Consider the following 16,436-nt stretch of genomic DNA (forward strand, 5'->3'; position numbering starts at 1 on the left):
CCATTATTGAGATTCGTACCAGGTCGCGACGCGTGAAAGTACATGCGTCAGAAACGCCGGTTCGCCATCACGTCATGCTTCAAGGGTTATGTTCTTGGTCAGTGTAGAGCGCAGGGAAGGTTTCAACATCAAGATCTCGCGCGTGCTCAGGGAGGCGACCGAGCATGGGCTGGACCTGTATCTGTTCGTGCCCGCAGAGATCGATCTTCATCGCAATGTCGTCTCGGAGGGGAGCTTTTATCACAACGCCATTCATTTAAAGCGCACCTACTACAGCAACCAGCGCCATTTGCCGCTGGCCCATAGTCGTCTGGCGCGGCGCGACCGGCAGTCGCCCGAGCGTTATCGCCTGAGCCTGAGTCTTTATGCCTATCAGTATGTGATCGCCCTTGAGCGTTTGATTGCACCACTTGAAGGCGATAGCGACCGGGTCACCGTGGAGGCGCTCGAGGAGATCGTCGAGCTGGCGCGTAACGTGCCCAAGCGCATGCGGCGCAATCGGCCCGCTGATGACAGCCAGCTCAAGTACTTCATCAATATCGACAATTACCTGTCCTGGATTACCGAGCAGCGGCTTTTAAAGCTGATCGCCGGATTGCCCGAAGCCGACGAGTCACAGGCCTTCGCGCGCGCCTCGCTGCTGGAAATCTGTCAGTTTGAGAACCGCTACCGTGACGAGCATCAGTACAACTCAAGTCGCGCCGCTCAGAGCCCGTCGCGTATTTCCAACAAGATGCGCCTGCTGCGCCGTTTGATTGAATATCCGGTCACGCTCAAGCAGAAAACACGCGAGCTGGGGGCCTGGGAGGAGCGGGGCGTCAAGGCGCTGGCGACCGGCGTGGTAATGCTGGTGATCTCGGTGATGATGCTTGAGGCGCGCAATCTTGTGGGCGATCTCACCCTGCGGTTTGTCCTGATACTGGCGCTTTTGTACGCCATGCGTGAGGTCTTCAAGGAGGATTTACGCAATACGCTGTGGCGCTGGCTGCGCCGGGGCCGGCCCAAATGGATGCGCCAGTATTTTGATGTACACAGCAACGAGATGGTCGGTCAGCAACGCGAGTGGCTCGACTATGTGCGCTTCAAGCGACTCGATGACGAGATTCGCGCGACGCGCGGCGGCGGTGTGACCCAGCGCGAAGAGGTCATCCTGCAGTACCGGAGTCGATCAAGAATGCTGCCGACCCGGTTTCTCAGCGGGTATGAAGAGACCCGTGAAATCATGATGCTCGATCTTTCCATGATCGCGAATCTACTGGAAGACAGCCATCATCATGTCTATCAGTTGGTGGATGGTGAGGTAAGCCGTGAGATGGTCGAGCGACGCTATCAGCTCAATCTGGTGGCGCGAGGCATCCGCGGTTCCCAGAAAACGACCGTTCAACGCTGGAAGATCAACATGAGCCGTTCAGGGATTGTGGATATCGAAGAGTCCACACCCTGAAGGCGTCATGCCTTATTGACGTCAGGGAGAATGCAATGCAGGACAATACCGATCAGACAGCCCGAACGCCCGAGGAGCAGGCCGAGGTGGATCGTCAGTGTCAGTCGCTGGCCCTTTACGAGTATGAAAGCTGCCCCTTTTGTCGTCGTGTGCTGCATGAAATCGAGCGGCTGTCGCTCAATATCGAGCTTCGCAATACGCGTGAGGATCCGGCAGCGCGTGATGAGCTGCGAGAAGGCGGCGGCCGTACCATGGTGCCGTGCCTGCGCATTACGCAGGAGACGGGTGAAACCCACTGGATGTATGAATCTGCCGATATCGTGGCCTGGCTGCGCCAGCGTTTCGCCTGATATACCGTTATCAGCATGGGTGCCTTGAAACAGGGCAGTCATTCACAATCGTTCACAAAATGATGGCTGACGACGGACGGATGGCGTCTATGCTGTAAAAAGGTGCCGACATATGGGCAACGCAGTATCCGGACACGTCGGGACCATCATGCAGAACAGGAGGTTGGCATGTCAGAGTCAAAAGGCGGCAAGGCAGAAGGTCTGATCGACAAGCTTGGCGGCAAGATCCAGAAGGAAACCGGCAAGGCTGCAGGCGACAAGGATCAGATCGAAAAGGGTGAAAAGGATCTGGCCAAGGGCGAGCAAAAGTCCAACACCGACAGCGATCGCAAGGCCTGACACGAGGCCGACCTGCCAGCTGTGCTGACGCTGTCGCGAGACAATGACGGCATTGGCAACGTGGCATCACCGACTACACTGAACATGTGCATCCCGGATGCGCGGATGGTGTTCAACGAAGACATCATCATATTTTTTACACGGAGGTATTCATCATGAAAAATTCCAATACCGATAAGGGTGAAGGCGCGCTCGACAAGGCAAAAGGCAAGGTCAAGGAAGCGGTAGGCAAGGTAACCGACGACCATGGGACCGAAGCCGAGGGCAAGACGCAGCAGTCCAAGGGCAGCGTCAAATCTGCCAAGGGTGACGTCAAGGATGCCTTCAAGAAGTAATTCCCTGCACCACAAAGGTTAATGGAAGGGCCGCTCAATGAGCGGCCCTTCTCCTTTTTGCCATTTTTTCGAGCCTATGGCGTAACGGTAACTATTGTGGCCGGCCAGGCCATCGTACAATCATGGTTTTATTTCAGGAGCTCAAGTCATGGCCCAGGCAAGTGCACGTCATATTCTGGTCAACAGTGAAGCCGAGTGCGAAGCACTCAAAAGCGAAATCGAGCAGGGCAGGGATTTTGCCGATGTCGCACGCGAGCACTCAAAGTGCCCCAGCGGCCGTCAGGGTGGCGATCTGGGCACCTTCGGTCGCGGCCAGATGGTGCGTGAATTTGATGAAGTCGTCTTTACCGGCGACCTCAACAAGGTCCATGGTCCGGTCAAGACCCAGTTTGGCTACCATCTGCTGGAAGTGACCAGCCGCAGCTGATTGGCGCATGGTTCCGGTATCAGGGCTGTCCATCATGGGCAGCCCTTTTTTGTGCCTGCGAACACATGGGCACCCTGACGGGCGACACTACGAGCCTGCTGGTTTATCCTGCCTGCTCTGAAACGACCGTTGTCGTGTTATTTGATGAATCATCTGGCACTTTGGTGCTGATTGACTGCAGGACTGTGAGGAAGTGCTCATGAAAGACTGGCTACAAACGCTGCCCAAGGCGGAACTGCACCTGCATATCGAGGGCACGCTGGAACCCGAGCTCATGTTCGAGCTGGCCGCCAGAAACGATGTTGCGCTCCCCTATGCCTCCATCGAAGAGGTACGAGCGGCCTATAACTTCACCAATCTGCAATCCTTTCTCGATCTCTATTATCAGGGCATGAACGTCCTGTATACCGAGCAGGATTTTTATGATCTGGCGATGGCCTATTTCGAGCGGGCCCATCAGGACGGTGTGGTGCATATCGAGCTGTCCTTTGATCCGCAGCCGCACCTGTCACGCGGTGTGGCCATGCGTACCCTGTTTGCAGGGCTGGGACAGGCGCGCGAAGAGGCTGAGCGCCGCTTCGGGATGTCGACGGCCCTGATCATGAGTTTCCTGCGCGATCGCAGCACCGAAGAGGCGATGGATGTGCTGGAGCAGGCCGCGCCCTGGTATGAGCAGATTGACGCCGTGGGTCTGGACAGTGCCGAGCTGGGCAACCCGCCGGAGAAGTTTGCTGCCGTATTCGAGCGCGCCCGCACTCTGGGTATTGCCCGCCTGGCGCACGCCGGCGAAGAAGGGCCTGCTGCCTATATCAGCGGGGCGCTGGATGTGCTGGATGTCTGTCGCATCGACCACGGTGTGCGCTGTGTCGAAGACGAGGCATTGGTAGCGCGTCTGGCCAACGAGCAGATTCCGCTGACCGTCTGCCCGCTGTCCAACGTCTACCTCAAGGTGTTCGAACGCCTTGAAGACCATACGCTGCCGGCGATGCTCGACCATGGCCTGTGCGTAACGCTCAACTCCGATGATCCGGCCTATTTTGGCGGCGGCATGCTCAACAATTTCGTGGCCTGTCATGAGGCCTTCGGCTGGGATGAAGACGCCTTCCGCAGCCTGGCGCGTAATGCCATTGAAGCGGCCTTCATGAGCGAATCACGCCGCGAGCAGCTGCTGGCACAGGTGGCCGCCTGCTGATCAGGCGCCTGAGGATGGCAGCAGCCACAGCACCGTACTGATGGTAAAAAAGGAAACAACTGACGCCGCCAGCAGTGCGGCGGCGCACAGGCCATCCATTGAAAAGCGCACGCCAAAGATGGGATAGATGCTCAACATGGGGGCGCTGGCAATGATCAGTGCCCCCATCATCAGCGTCGTATCCGCCACGGGAAATAGCTGAAAGCCCAGCAACACCAAAAGCGGGTGGAGTACCAGCTTGGCCAGCGTGATCTGTCCCACATCACGATACATCCCCTGTACCTTGAGCCCGTAAAGGGTGCCCCCGATCACGAATAGCGCTGCCGGTGCCGAGGCATTGGCCAGCATGTCGAGCGCCTTGTAAAGCGGTGTCGGGATATCCATGCCGGACAGCGAGATCAGCGCTCCCACGATGATGGACAGGATGACCGGGTTGCGAACGAGTCGCTGTAGCGTGGTCATGATCGTGCGTGACACGGACAGCCCCTGCTGACGTCCGGCCTCGGCCAGCGCCAGACTCAACGGAATCATCACCATGTTCTCGATCAGCATGCACAGCGCCAGCGCAATGCCGGCCTTCGGGCCAATCACCATGGCCGCGATCGGATAGCCGATAAAGCCACTGTTGGCAGTGCCCATGCCCATGGCCATGATGGCACCGTGCGTGAGTTGCCTGCGCTGAAATCGTGCCAGCGCCAGCCCGAAGGCCAGCATCGCCAGTGAACCCAGGCCGTAGGCCAGCAGATAATGGGCGTTGAACATCTCGGGCAGGGGATGCTGGCTCAGCGAGCGCACAATCAGGGCCGGCAGGGCAAAATTGACCACCAGTCGCCCGATGCCCTGGACATGTTCCCGGGTGACCACGCCTCCCATGACGGCCACATACCCCAGCGCGATCAATAAAAAGATGGGGGTGGTAATGGCGAGTACGTCCAGCACAGGGAATGCTCCACACGAATGTCTGGCCCGCAACATGGCGGGACAGGCAGAAAAAGGGGTGTTCAGGCCACCGGATGAAAAGCGTAGCGCATGAGGGCACCGGGACGATGGGCGCGGCACACTGATATCATGGTCACCGCTTCCTCTTTTGTCATTTTACGGTGTTGTCATGAAAATACTGGTCCGTTATTTCTTCAAGGGCGTGCGCCTGGTACTGGCACCCGTCATGCTCGTCAGCGAGAAGGTCAATCGTCCCACCCCCGTGACACGTTCAAGCGCCGCGCAGCAGGGTGTGGATCAGGCGTGTGAAGGGCTGGCGCTGTATCAGTTTCGTACCTGTCCGTTCTGCATCAAGGTGCGCCAGGAGATGCACCGGCTGGCGCTGCCGATTGCGCTGTGTGATACCCAGCATGACGATGCCGCAAGGCAGGCATTGAAGGCCGGCGGCGGGCGCGTCAAGGTGCCGTGTCTGCGCATCGAGCGTGATGATGGCACTACCGAGTGGATGTATGAATCCGACGCCATCAAAAGCTATCTGCAAAAGCGCTTCGAACCCGATACCGCAGCGGTATAAGACGGTTTGTCTTCATGAAAGGCCCCGATAAATCGGGGCCTTTTGCGTGCAGGACTGCGGTACATGTCACCGCACGTGCCTGCCTGATGTTTCGGCTGTTGAAAGAGCTGCAACGGTTTTTACTAAATGTCTGAAATTGTCAGACATTTCATAATGATAAGTAAGACAAATTGCGAATGGTCTCTGTTTTTGGTGTCGTTAGACTCGGTGGCCTCATGTAGAACTCCCTCTCGTGTCTATACAAGGCAACTTCATGAACGCGCTGACCCTGGCCTCGTTTGTCTTTTTTACCGCGCTGGTCGCCTTTATCACCTGGCGCATGACACGCCACGATGATTACCGCCAGTCAGGCAGTTATTTTCTGGCCGGACGCAGCCTGACCTTCCCGATCATTGCCGGCTCATTGCTGATGACCAATCTGTCGACCGAGCAGATGGTCGGGCTCAATGGTGCCGCCTTTACCGATGGATTGTCGGTCATGGCCTGGGAGGTGATCGCCGTCGTGACTCTGGTCACCATGGCCATGTTCTTTCTACCGCGCTTTCTCAAAAGCGGTGTCACCACCGTGCCGGAGCTGCTGGCGCTGCGCTTTGATCGCACCACGCAGCTACTGGCCAATATTATTTTTGTCGTTGCCTACGCCGCCATTTTGCTCCCCAGCATTCTTTATTCCGGCGCGCTCGGGCTGATGGGACTGCTGGATCTTCAGACGCTGACCGGTATCGAATCCAATGCGGTGCTGCTGGTGCTGACCATTGTGGCCGTCGGTGTGGGAGGGGCCATCTATGCCCTGTTTGGTGGGCTTCGATCAATCGCCATTTCCGACACCATCAACGGCGTAGGGCTTTTAATCGGCGGGCTGATGATCGTTTATTTCGGCCTCAACGCGATCAGTGACGGTCAGGGCATTCTGGCAGGATGGGACACGCTCAAGACCAGCCATCCGGAAAAATTGCGCTCCTGGGGAACCGAGAATCAGTCAGTGCCTTTCTCCACCATCTTTACCGGCGTGCTGCTTTTGAACATGTTCTACTGGTGTACCAACCAGCAGATCATTCAGCGTACCTTTGCGGCCAAAACGCTGGCCGAAGGGCAAAAAGGGGTGCTGCTGACCGGGCTGCTCAAGCTGCTCGGGCCGCTTTATCTGGTACTGCCGGGCATCATCGCCTTTCACATGTATGTTGGAGAGGGCGTCAAGGCCGATGCGGCCTATGGCCAGCTGGTACATGATGTTCTGCCGGCACCGCTGACGGGCTTTTTTGCCGCGGCCATGGTTGGCGCCATTCTGTCGTCGTTCAACTCGGCGCTGAATTCGACCGCAACGCTCTTTAGTCTCGATGTCTACAAGGCAAGATTGAAGCCGAATGCCACCGATGCTCAGGTGGTACGTGCGTCAAAATGGTCCGGCTGGCTGATGGCCATCGCGGCCATGAGCATTGCCCCCCTGATGGCCAGTCAGGAAAGCCTGTTTGTCTATGTCCAGAAGGTCAATTCGCTGTATTACGTGCCGCTGCTGTCGGTCATTCTGGTCGGCTTTCTGACCCGCCGCGTGCCGGCCATTGCCGCCAATCTGGCGCTGGTGCTGGGCTGTGTCATTATCGCTGCATTCTATTTCGTGCCGCCGCTGGCAAGCGTTGTGGATATCGTCTCCAACTTCCACTTCATCGCGATCGTCATGGTATTGCTGGTGTTGATGATGCTGGTGATCGGCAAGGTAACACCGCGCGCCGAACCCTGGGTGCAGCAGGACGCCGGTGCCATCGACATGACGCCCTGGAGCAAGGCCTGGCCGGCCAGCATTGCGCTGCTGGTGCTGGTGGTCGCCATTTACCTGGCCTTTATCTAGTGTTCACACGCAGCACCTGTGGATTGCAGGCGCTGCTTCAATGTCGATCGCACAAGGCCTGTAACGCACTGTCCCCGCTCGGGAAACCGAGGCAGGGACAGTGCGTTATACAATGGGCTGGTTAGCGTGTCGTTGACCAGACACTGACACCCGCGGGGGGCAGTGTCGCGTCACCAACCAGATAGCCTTGCGAGGGAATCAAATTGTCCGGCAGATGGCGGGGTTCGGGCGCATAGTTGAAGGCAAAGCAGAGCGCGCCACGACGGCGCAGCCTGACGCCCTCTGGCAGTACGGTGGTGGCGATATCGGCTGCGTGACACGCCTCGTCGAAAATGGCCACCATGCTGTCCTCATCCAGCCAGGCGGTGAGGTAGGTCACGCTGTCATGTTCGGTCACTGCCGGCATGCCGTCCTCGAAGCGATGCACGACACGGGCCTTCTGGCGCTTTTCATCCAGCTGCTCGCGCCAGCGCAGGCCGTGCCCCTGCGGACTGCCGGGCAGGCTCAGGCGCGGATGGGTGCCGGGGCGCATGCCATCGATCTGATCCACTGTCACGCCGGTCAATGTACTCAGTGGGCCCGGTGCCAGGTTAGCGGGAATCTGAAAATCAACCGTGCGCGAGCCGGAGCGTGCGCCAATGATCAATCGCGTGCCGGCGGCGCGGGCGGCGTCGAGTCTTTCCGCCAGTGCCTCATCGGCGATGACCTGACAGGGCAGGACCACCAGCGCATAGCCATCGATAGCGTCTCTGGGCGATACGATATCGACATCCAGCCCCAGCCGTCGCAGGGCGCTGTACCAGCTCAGATGCAGCGCCAGCGCATCAAAGTCGGCGGCGTGGGGCTGAATCTGACAGGCCCAGATGGCGCTGTAGTCAAACATCAGCGCGATTGATGCCGACGCCGTGGTGATGTCTTCCCGGGCCAGACGGGGGAGCTCGTCACGCACGGCCAGTAGCTCCGGCCAGGCGTTTGATTCGCTGCCATCGGGGCGCAGCAGGCCGGCGTGCATCTGCTCCTGGGCGAAGGGCGCCTGGCGCCAGCGGAAATAGGACACCACCTCGGCACCGTGGGCGAAGGCTTCATGGCTCCACAGGCGTACCATGCCGGGCAGCGGGGCGGCGTTGCTGACGGCCCAGTTGACCGGCCCGGGCTGCTGCTCCATGACCCACCAGCGACCGCGGCACATGGCGCGGTAGAGATCGTGGTGGAAACCGGCAAAATCGGGGTGGCCCTGCTGGCGATAGCGATCCCGGGTGGCCTCATCATGTGCGCCGCGCTCCAGAAAGCCCAGCGGGTAGCTGTCCCAGCTGGCGATATCGAGATCGCGCGCGACATCGAAATGATCGAACTCCGTAAAAAGCCCCATGAAGTTGTGAACAATGTCCACGGATACCCCGGCAGCGCGCAGGGTATCGACCTGCAGGCGGTTGTAGGTGACCACCAGATCCGAACAGTAGCGACGATAATCGAGCACGATGGCCGGGTGGGGTTCGGTGACGGTGCCGACCGGCGCTTCTACCTGATCAAACCCGGTGACCTCCATGCTCCAGAACACGCTGCCCCAGGCATTGTTGAGCGTTTCCACATCGCCATAGCGCTTTTCGAGCCAGTGGCCAAAGCCGGCACGCGCGGCCGATGAATAGCTGAGAATGGTGTCATGGCAGCCGTATTCGTTATCGGTCTGCCAGGCGATGATGGCGGGATGGCCTGCAAAGCGCTCGGCCATCAGTCGGATGATGCGCTCGCTTTGTGTGCGATAGACCGGCGAGGCGAAGCAGTAGTGGCGGCGTGATCCGAAGCCCCGCGGCCGACCATGCTCATCCACGGCCAGAATCTCCGGGTGGGCATCGACCAGCCACTTGGGCGGGGTCGCGGTGGGGGTGCCCATTACGATGGAAAGGCCGGCCTCGGCCAGCGTCGACACCGCTTCATCCAGCCATTCAAACTGCAGCTCCCCTGAGCGCGGTTCCAGCCGACTCCAGGCAAATTCACCGATACGCACCACGCTGATCCCGGCCTCGACCATCTCGCGGGCATCGTCGGCCCAGCGCTGGGGAGGCCAGTGTTCGGGGTAGTAACAGACACCTAATTGCATGAGAGGCTCCTGGATAGAGGTGTTGGTGGCAGAGCTGGCGCATCAGGCGCTGGCATGATGCGCATGAAGAACACATGGTCGGCTGCAGGCCGCCGCGGTGATCGTCGTAAAGGGGCTGTCGCAGGTTGTGTCCTGCCCGTCAGGGTGTTGTGGTGCGCCCGGGGCGCAGTTCAGGCGGTCGGCCGGACAGTTCAAGATCGGTGGCCGTGCGCGCCAGCACGTGCTCGGTGGCTTCACGGGCAGTGTCGGGCTGGCGCATTCGAATGGCTTCCAGTACGCGGCGGTGGCGCTCCAGACTGTCGTCGAGTCGCTCAACCCGGTGATGGGAGCGCTGGATCAGGGCCACGATCGAGGGGCGCAGCAAAGTGCCCATCTGGCGCCATACCAGGTTGTGGCTGGCGCAATAGATGGCATCGTGAAAGGCAACGTCGTAATCAATATGGGCGCTGCGCTGATCCGGGTCGTGGGCGGTATCGCACATGCCGTTGAAGGCGCGCTCGATCTGTGCCAGATCCCATGCCGTGGCTGACAGGGCCGCTAGCTCGCTGACGTAGGGTTCAGCGGCCAGACGAAAGGCAAATACCTCATGCACCAACTGGGGGTGCGGGGTGTCCAGGCCGGACAGCCAGGTACTCATGTTGGGGTCGAGCAGATGCCACTGCGAGATATCGCGCACGATGGTACCTCGCCCGGCGGTGCGCTCGATGAGACCGCAGGCGCTCAGGGTCGCCAGGGCATTGCGCACCCGATTGCGACTGGTCGCAAAGTGCTGACACAGATCCAGCTCGCGGGGAAAGGTATCGCCGCAGGCCCACTGGCCCGACAGGATGGTGTGGGCCAGCGTTGATGCCAGCGCGCTGGCATCAGCGTTGGCGGCTGCATGAGGTAGATATTGTCGCTCGGCCACGGCCATCTCCAAATATCAGATATAAAGATAATAATGTCTGATATTTGCCTCAGCGGCTGTCGGACCATCGGCCTATAGACATTGACCACGCAGAGGCAGGGATCTGTCGCAGGCGGCAGGAGACGTTACGGCAGGGCGTGCGAAAGGCCCCGGTTTGCCGGGGCCCTGTGCATTGGTGGTTAAACCTCCTTGTACAGTTCGCTGCCTTCCTCCCTGAACCGTTCTGCCTGCTCGCTCATGCCGCGCTTGAGGGTTTCCTCGTCGGTGGTGCCCACAAGCCCCCGCGCCCGGGCATGATCCCGAACCTCCTGGCTGATCTTCATCGAACAGAACTTCGGCCCGCACATGGAGCAAAAGTGCGCCACCTTGGCCGAGTCCTTCGGCAGGGTTTCGTCGTGGTATTCCCGCGCCGTATCCGGGTCCAGGCCCAGATTGAATTGATCCTCCCAGCGAAACTCGAAGCGCGCCTTGGACAGTGCATTGTCGCGGCGCTGCGAGGCGGAGTGGCCCTTGGCCAGATCCGCGGCGTGGGCGGCGATCTTGTAGGTGATGATGCCGGTCTTGACGTCGTCGCGGTTGGGCAGGCCCAGATGTTCCTTGGGCGTGACGTAGCAGAGCATGGCGCAGCCATACCAGCCAATCATCGCGGCCCCGATGCCGGAGGTGATGTGGTCATAGCCCGGGGCGATGTCGGTGGTCAGCGGCCCCAGGGTGTAGAAGGGCGCCTCGTCGCAGCACTCGAGCTGCTTGTCCATGTTCTCCTTGATCAGGTGCATCGGCACGTGGCCGGGCCCTTCGATCATCACCTGCACGTCATGGCGCCAGGCAATCTGCGTCAGCTCCCCCAGGGTTTCGAGCTCGGCAAACTGGGCGGCGTCATTGGCGTCAGCAATCGATCCCGGACGCAGGCCGTCGCCGAGTGAAAAGGCGACGTCATAGGCCTTCATGATCTCGCAGATCTCTTCAAAGCGGGTGTAGAGAAAGCTCTCCTCGTGATGGGCCAGACACCACTTGGCCATGATCGACCCACCGCGGGAGACAATGCCAGTGGTGCGTTCGGCGGTCATCGGCACGTGATGTAGGCGTACGCCGGCGTGGATGGTGAAGTAGTCCACCCCCTGTTCGGCCTGCTCGATGAGCGTGTCGCGGAAAATCTCCCAGGTCAGGTTTTCGGCCACGCCGTTGACCTTCTCCAGCGCCTGATAGAGCGGCACCGTACCGATCGGCACCGGTGAGTTGCGGATGATCCACTCGCGAGTCTCGTGGATGTTCTGACCGGTGGAGAGATCCATGATGGTGTCGGCGCCCCAGCGGATGCCCCAGGTCATCTTGTCGACCTCTTCCTCGATCGAGGAGGTCACCGCCGAATTGCCCAGATTGCCGTTGATCTTCACCAAGAAGTTGCGCCCGATGATCATCGGCTCGCTTTCCGGGTGATTGATGTTGTTGGGAATGATCGCGCGCCCGCGGGCCACTTCCTCACGCACGAACTCGGCCGTGATTTCTTCCGGCAGGCGGGCGCCGAAGCTCTCGCCGCGATGTTGATGACCCAGAATGCGCTCGACTTCATCGCTACCGAGCTGTTGGCGACGCTGGTTCTCGCGCAGGGCAATGAATTCCATTTCCGGCGTGATGATATTCTTTCGGGCGTAATGCATCTGGGTGACGTTGCGACCCGGTTTCGCGCGGCGCGGCGTGCGCTTTAGATCAAAGCGCAGGGTGGCCAGCTGCGGATCGTTGGCGCGGCGACGGCCGTACTCGGAAGTGGGGCCATCCAGCCACTCGGTATCACCCCGCTCATCGATCCAGGCACGGCGCAGGTCTGCAAGACCGCGGCGAATGTCGATATCAGCGGCCGGGTCGGTGTAGGGACCGGAAGTGTCGTAGACCAACAGCGGCGGGTTGTCTTCAATGCCGTCACGGGTCGTGGTGGGCGACAGGGTAATCTCGCGCATGGGAACGCGAATATCCGGGCGCGAGCCTTTAACGAACACCTTGCGAGAAGCGGGCAGTGGGGCAACGGAGGCGCTATCGACGCGGGCGCTGTCAGCCAGAAAGGTGGGTTTTCTGCCGCGACGCGGGGCGTGCGATTCGTGAGAGATGGTGCTTTCGGTCATGTTGTGCTCCAGAGCGTGACATCAGTCAGCCGGCGCACAGCGTAGGCAGGAAGGGGAGGTACTGCAGGATGCCGGAATGGCAGCGCGGACCCTTCGCTTGAATCCCTACGCCGGTATTAGCCGGATCAGGTTCATCGGGATCCACCGTGGTACCGCATGCGGTACAGGATGATCTCAGCCGGTTCCACCGGCACCCCGTCAAGCAGCGATGGTCAGGCCATCGCGTCGTCAGTCTGTGCCGGGCAAAGGTGCCCGGTCAAGTCTCACCTCCGGGTGTTTGCCCCTCGATTCAGCCTGCCGCATCCAACCCCATCTGCCAGAAGGCGGCTTCAAGGCGCGTGGCGTCACGAAAGATTGTGGCCAGCTGGGCAAAGCGAGCAGGGGAGACCTCGGCGAGACGTTCGTCCAGCCACGCACGCTCCTGCCGCGCGGCCTGCTGATATTCCTCGTCGCGATACATGTCGATCCACGCCTGATAGGGATTATCCACGGTGACGGTCCGCGTGCGCGCGCCGATCCACTCGGCCACCTCGGCGTAGCCGATCAGACACGGTGCGAGCGCCACATGCAGGTCCAGCAGCTCGCCCCGGTGGCCGCAGTCCAGCACGAAGCGGGTATAGGCCAGCGTCTCGGGCGCCTCTTCCAGCTCGTGAAGGGCGGCCTCATCAATGCCCCATTCCCGGCAATAGGTGACGTGCAGGCCCATTTCGGTATCCACGATGGTTTTGAGATTCTCCAGTGAATGACGAAGCTCATGCATGTCGCGGCTTTTGTAGACTGCCAGCCCCCAGGCGCGGGCAAAGTGGATCAAAAACAGATAGTCCTGCTGCAGATAGTGTTGAAAGGCAGGGGTGGGCAGCGTCGCCTCGCTGATGCCGGCCACGAAGGGGTGCTGGATATAGGCCTGCCATTGATCACTGCAGGTGCTTTTAAGGGTGTCGAAATCCTGAGCCATGTTGAATTCTCCGCAGCCGTGCTTGTTCGATGCCTCCAGCGTAACCCATGGGATGGCGCCTTTGACACGTGACACCCTGCAGGTAAGGCCATGGGAACCGGTGAGTCGTCTTATACTATGAGGCCTAACGGTTCATGCCCGAGCGCTGCCGGTCAGCGTTCGGGCCTACAGGGAGACATCATGTCCCGCACCAGTCCTCCGGGCAGTGAAACCTCAACAATGCCCGGTGAAGAGGCGCCGTTCATCGAACGCGGTGGCCCTGAATATCGCCCCACCATGCTGGCGCTGTTTCTTGGCGCCTTTTCCACCTTTGCGCTGCTGTACTGCGTGCAGCCGATGCTGCCGATCCTGTCTGATGCCTTTGGTATCGACCCGGCCAGTACCAGTCTGGTGTTGTCGGTCTCCACCGGCATGTTGGCGGTCGGGCTTTTGATGACCGGCCCGGTTTCGGATGCCCTCGGGCGCAAAAAGATGATGTCGCTGGCGCTTTTAAGCGCCTCTGCACTGACCATCGGGGCGGCGTTCATGCAGCACTGGGGCGCCATTCTGGTCATGCGGGCGCTGGCGGGGCTTTCAATGGCCGGGCTGTGCGGCGTGGCGATGGCCTATCTCAATGAGGAGATTCACCCGAGCTTTATCGGCGTCTCAATGGGGCTTTATATCGGCGGCAACGCCATCGGTGGCATGAGCGGGCGACTGATCAGCGGCGTGATGGTGGATTTTGTCCACTGGCGGGTGACGCTGGCGACCATGGGCATCATCTCGCTGATCAGCGCGATTGCCTTCATGAAGATGCTGCCCCCTTCCCGCCATTTCGTGCCCAGACAGCTCAGCGTGGCCAATCTGGCCGGCGCCTTTCGGCTGCACTTTCGCGATGCCGGGCTGCCGTGGCTGTTTCTGGAAGCCTTTTTGCTGATGGGCAGCTTCGTGACGCTGTTCAACTACATCGTCTATCGGCTGCTGGAAGCGCCATATCACTTCAGCCAGACGGTGATCGGGCTGTTGTCGATCGTCTATCTCTCCGGCATCTACAGCTCGGCCTGGGCAGGTGGGCTTGCCGACCGGCTGGGACGGCCGCGGACCTTTTGGGTGTTCATTGTCGTGATGCTCGCGGGCCTTGGCCTGACACTGGCCTCGCCGGTAATCATGATCATGATCGGCATGCTGATCTTTACCTTCGGCTTTTTTGCCGCCCACTCGATTGCCAGCGGCTGGGTCGGGCAGCGGGCGACCCAGGCGCGCGGGCAGGCTTCCTCGCTGTATCTGTTCAGCTACTATCTGGGCTCGAGTCTGGCCGGCACCCTGGGCGGTGCCTTCTGGACCATGGGCGGCTGGAACGGTGTAGTCGCCTTTATTACCGCGCTATTGTTGATCGCGCTGCTGGCGGGGCTGCGGCTGCGTCGCCTGACCGAAGACATTCCGGGATAACGGCGATTTCGGCGGAAGATCACGGCACGGTAGAGGGATGTGTCTTACACTTGGGAACATTAATGTTTCATTTAACGACAGGACACGACATCCATGACTGCGCGCAAGGTGAGACATCTACATACCGCCATTCGCGATGATATTGGCGATCTGATCACGCATCGCCCGCTGCCCGGACCCTCGATCAACTATCTCGATCCCTATCTGTTTCTCAACCATCACGGACCGCAGGTGTATGGAGAGAACAACACCGGGTTGCCGTTCGGCCCGCATCCGCACCGCGGGTTCGAGACCGTCACCTTTATTCTTGACGGCTCACTGGCCCATGCCGACAGCGGCGATCACGAAAGCATCATTGAAGCCGGTGGCGTACAGTGGATGACGGCAGGTCGTGGGCTGGTGCATGCAGAAGTCTCGCCCGAAGCCTTCCGGCGGCAGGGCGGACGCATGGAAATCCTTCAGCTCTGGATCAACCTGCCGGCCAGCCTCAAGATGACTGAACCGCGCTACACCGGGCTTCAGGCCGATGACCTGACGCAAGTGGAGCTGGATGAAGGCCGTGGGCATCTGACCCTGATTGCCGGTGAGTTTGATCAGCAGGATAGTACCTTCCGCGGCCCCATCGAGACGCCGACCACCAGCTTCATGTCGATCATTACCATCAAGGAAGGCTCACTGATTCGGCTGCCGGTGCCGGAGGATCATGAGATCTTCTGTTACGTGGTGCGTGGCAACATCATGATCTCCGAGCAGGCGATTCGCCCCTGTCACCTGATCGAATTCGAGACGACAGGCGACTACGTCGAGATTCGCGGGTCAGGCGATGCCACGCTGATCTTTGGCCACTCCCCGCGACTGAAGGAACCGATGGTGTCCCACGGCCCCTTTGTGATGAATACGCGAGAAGAGATCGAGCAGGCCGTCAGTGATTATCGAGCCGGCAGGTTCGGCGGACTATCTGCCGGGTAGGCCAGGCCTGTTACCAGACGCGATAAAAAACGCCCGCAGCCATGGCTGCGGGCGTTGTCGTATGGGCTTGAGTCAAAACGGGCGACGCGCTACCAGGCCCAGTTCATCAGCGGGGTCGGCGTGCCTCGGCGCTCAAGCTCACGCCAGCCGCGCACGCAGCGTACGATGAGCCACACCGTGATCAGTGGATACAGCAAAAGGCCGATGCCCAGAATGGAGAGCGCGGTCGCCAGCACCATGTAGAAAAGCCCGATCCAGAAGGTACGAATCAAAAAGGTGTAGTGGGCTGCCAGCCAGGGGGCCGAGCGGCGGCGGTAGATATAGGCGATGACCAGACCGGCCAGCGCCGTAATGCCGGTCAGGATGCTGGCCAGATAGAGGGCATAGCCGATACGCACCATCATCGGGTCGTCATCAAGGCCATTGCTGTGCGGGTCCTGCAACACCGGGTCCCTGTCAGTCACTGCGTTCTCCTGAAAGGATCATCAAGACGCACAGCATACCCTGACAGGGCCG

At 60.0% G+C, this 16,436-nt stretch carries 16 protein-coding genes and 1 riboswitch; of the genes, 10 read left to right on the forward strand and 6 right to left on the reverse strand.

Annotation, left to right across the window (positions count from 1 at the left end):
* Nucleotides 1-94: 94 nt before the first annotated feature.
* The 6 genes from IE123_RS12150 to IE123_RS12175 all read left to right on the forward strand — a co-directional run bounded on the left by IE123_RS12150 (nt 95) and on the right by IE123_RS12175 (nt 4,087).
* Nucleotides 95-1,444: a hypothetical protein gene (locus tag IE123_RS12150; protein ID WP_189518542.1), complete on the forward strand. Its 1,350-nt coding sequence runs from the start codon at nt 95-97 to the stop codon at nt 1,442-1,444.
* A 35-nt stretch (nt 1,445-1,479) separates the two neighbouring features.
* On the forward strand, nt 1,480-1,794 hold the full coding sequence (locus IE123_RS12155) for a glutaredoxin family protein (protein WP_189518544.1): 315 nt from the start codon (nt 1,480-1,482) through the stop codon (nt 1,792-1,794).
* Nucleotides 1,795-1,962: 168 nt separating this feature from the next.
* Nucleotides 1,963-2,133 (forward strand): CsbD family protein, encoded by a 171-nt coding sequence (locus IE123_RS12160; protein WP_189518546.1) that lies wholly within the window; start codon nt 1,963-1,965, stop codon nt 2,131-2,133.
* Between the two features lie 155 nt (nt 2,134-2,288).
* Nucleotides 2,289-2,468: a CsbD family protein gene (locus IE123_RS12165; protein ID WP_189518548.1), complete on the forward strand. Its 180-nt coding sequence runs from the start codon at nt 2,289-2,291 to the stop codon at nt 2,466-2,468.
* Between the two features lie 148 nt (nt 2,469-2,616).
* Nucleotides 2,617-2,895 carry a peptidylprolyl isomerase gene (locus IE123_RS12170; RefSeq protein WP_189518550.1) on the forward strand — a complete coding sequence of 93 codons (279 nt, stop codon included), beginning with the start codon at nt 2,617-2,619 and terminating at the stop codon, nt 2,893-2,895.
* Between the two features lie 199 nt (nt 2,896-3,094).
* The gene (locus IE123_RS12175) at nt 3,095-4,087 is read left to right on the forward strand and encodes an adenosine deaminase (protein ID WP_189518552.1); all 993 of its coding nucleotides are present in this window, start codon (nt 3,095-3,097) and stop codon (nt 4,085-4,087) included.
* On the opposite strand, the gene IE123_RS12180 is transcribed toward IE123_RS12175, so the two are convergent.
* Entirely contained in the window at nt 4,088-5,026 is a 939-nt protein-coding gene (locus IE123_RS12180; protein ID WP_189518554.1) for an AEC family transporter, read from the reverse strand.
* Between the two features lie 169 nt (nt 5,027-5,195).
* On the opposite strand from IE123_RS12180, the gene IE123_RS12185 reads away from it, so the two are divergent.
* Complete coding sequence (locus IE123_RS12185; protein ID WP_189518556.1) at nt 5,196-5,600, forward strand: glutaredoxin family protein; 405 nt, start codon at nt 5,196-5,198, stop codon at nt 5,598-5,600.
* A 253-nt stretch (nt 5,601-5,853) separates the two neighbouring features.
* Nucleotides 5,854-7,446 (forward strand): solute:sodium symporter family transporter, encoded by a 1,593-nt coding sequence (locus IE123_RS12190; protein ID WP_189518558.1) that lies wholly within the window; start codon nt 5,854-5,856, stop codon nt 7,444-7,446.
* A 121-nt stretch (nt 7,447-7,567) separates the two neighbouring features.
* Here the strand turns inward: IE123_RS12190 and IE123_RS12195 are convergent, their stop codons facing one another.
* The 4 genes from IE123_RS12195 to tenA all read right to left on the reverse strand — a co-directional run bounded on the left by IE123_RS12195 (nt 7,568) and on the right by tenA (nt 13,523).
* Nucleotides 7,568-9,544, reverse strand: a complete 1,977-nt coding sequence (locus tag IE123_RS12195; RefSeq protein WP_189518560.1) for a beta-galactosidase — start codon at nt 9,542-9,544, stop codon at nt 7,568-7,570.
* Nucleotides 9,545-9,683: 139 nt separating this feature from the next.
* Nucleotides 9,684-10,451 (reverse strand): FadR/GntR family transcriptional regulator, encoded by a 768-nt coding sequence (locus tag IE123_RS12200; protein WP_229819740.1) that lies wholly within the window; start codon nt 10,449-10,451, stop codon nt 9,684-9,686.
* A gap of 179 nt (nt 10,452-10,630) precedes the next feature.
* The gene (gene thiC / locus IE123_RS12205; RefSeq protein WP_229819741.1) at nt 10,631-12,568 is read right to left on the reverse strand and encodes a phosphomethylpyrimidine synthase ThiC; all 1,938 of its coding nucleotides are present in this window, start codon (nt 12,566-12,568) and stop codon (nt 10,631-10,633) included.
* A gap of 84 nt (nt 12,569-12,652) precedes the next feature.
* A riboswitch (TPP riboswitch) is annotated at nt 12,653-12,776 on the reverse strand.
* Between the two features lie 81 nt (nt 12,777-12,857).
* Nucleotides 12,858-13,523 (reverse strand): thiaminase II, encoded by a 666-nt coding sequence (gene tenA, locus IE123_RS12210; RefSeq protein WP_189518564.1) that lies wholly within the window; start codon nt 13,521-13,523, stop codon nt 12,858-12,860.
* Nucleotides 13,524-13,703: 180 nt separating this feature from the next.
* Here tenA and IE123_RS12215 point away from each other — a divergent pair, with 180 nt between their 5' ends.
* Nucleotides 13,704-14,951: an MFS transporter gene (locus tag IE123_RS12215; RefSeq protein WP_189518566.1), complete on the forward strand. Its 1,248-nt coding sequence runs from the start codon at nt 13,704-13,706 to the stop codon at nt 14,949-14,951.
* 93 nt (nt 14,952-15,044) lie between these two features.
* Entirely contained in the window at nt 15,045-15,920 is an 876-nt protein-coding gene (locus IE123_RS12220; protein WP_189518567.1) for a pirin family protein, read from the forward strand.
* 89 nt (nt 15,921-16,009) lie between these two features.
* Here IE123_RS12220 and IE123_RS12225 read toward each other — a convergent pair whose 3' ends face one another.
* The gene (locus IE123_RS12225) at nt 16,010-16,384 is read right to left on the reverse strand and encodes a DUF4870 family protein (RefSeq protein WP_229819742.1); all 375 of its coding nucleotides are present in this window, start codon (nt 16,382-16,384) and stop codon (nt 16,010-16,012) included.
* Nucleotides 16,385-16,436: the final 52 nt, after the last annotated feature.

The organism is Kushneria pakistanensis (assembly GCF_014652795.1).
In the GTDB taxonomy this organism is placed as follows: Bacteria; Pseudomonadota; Gammaproteobacteria; order Pseudomonadales; family Halomonadaceae; genus Kushneria; species Kushneria pakistanensis.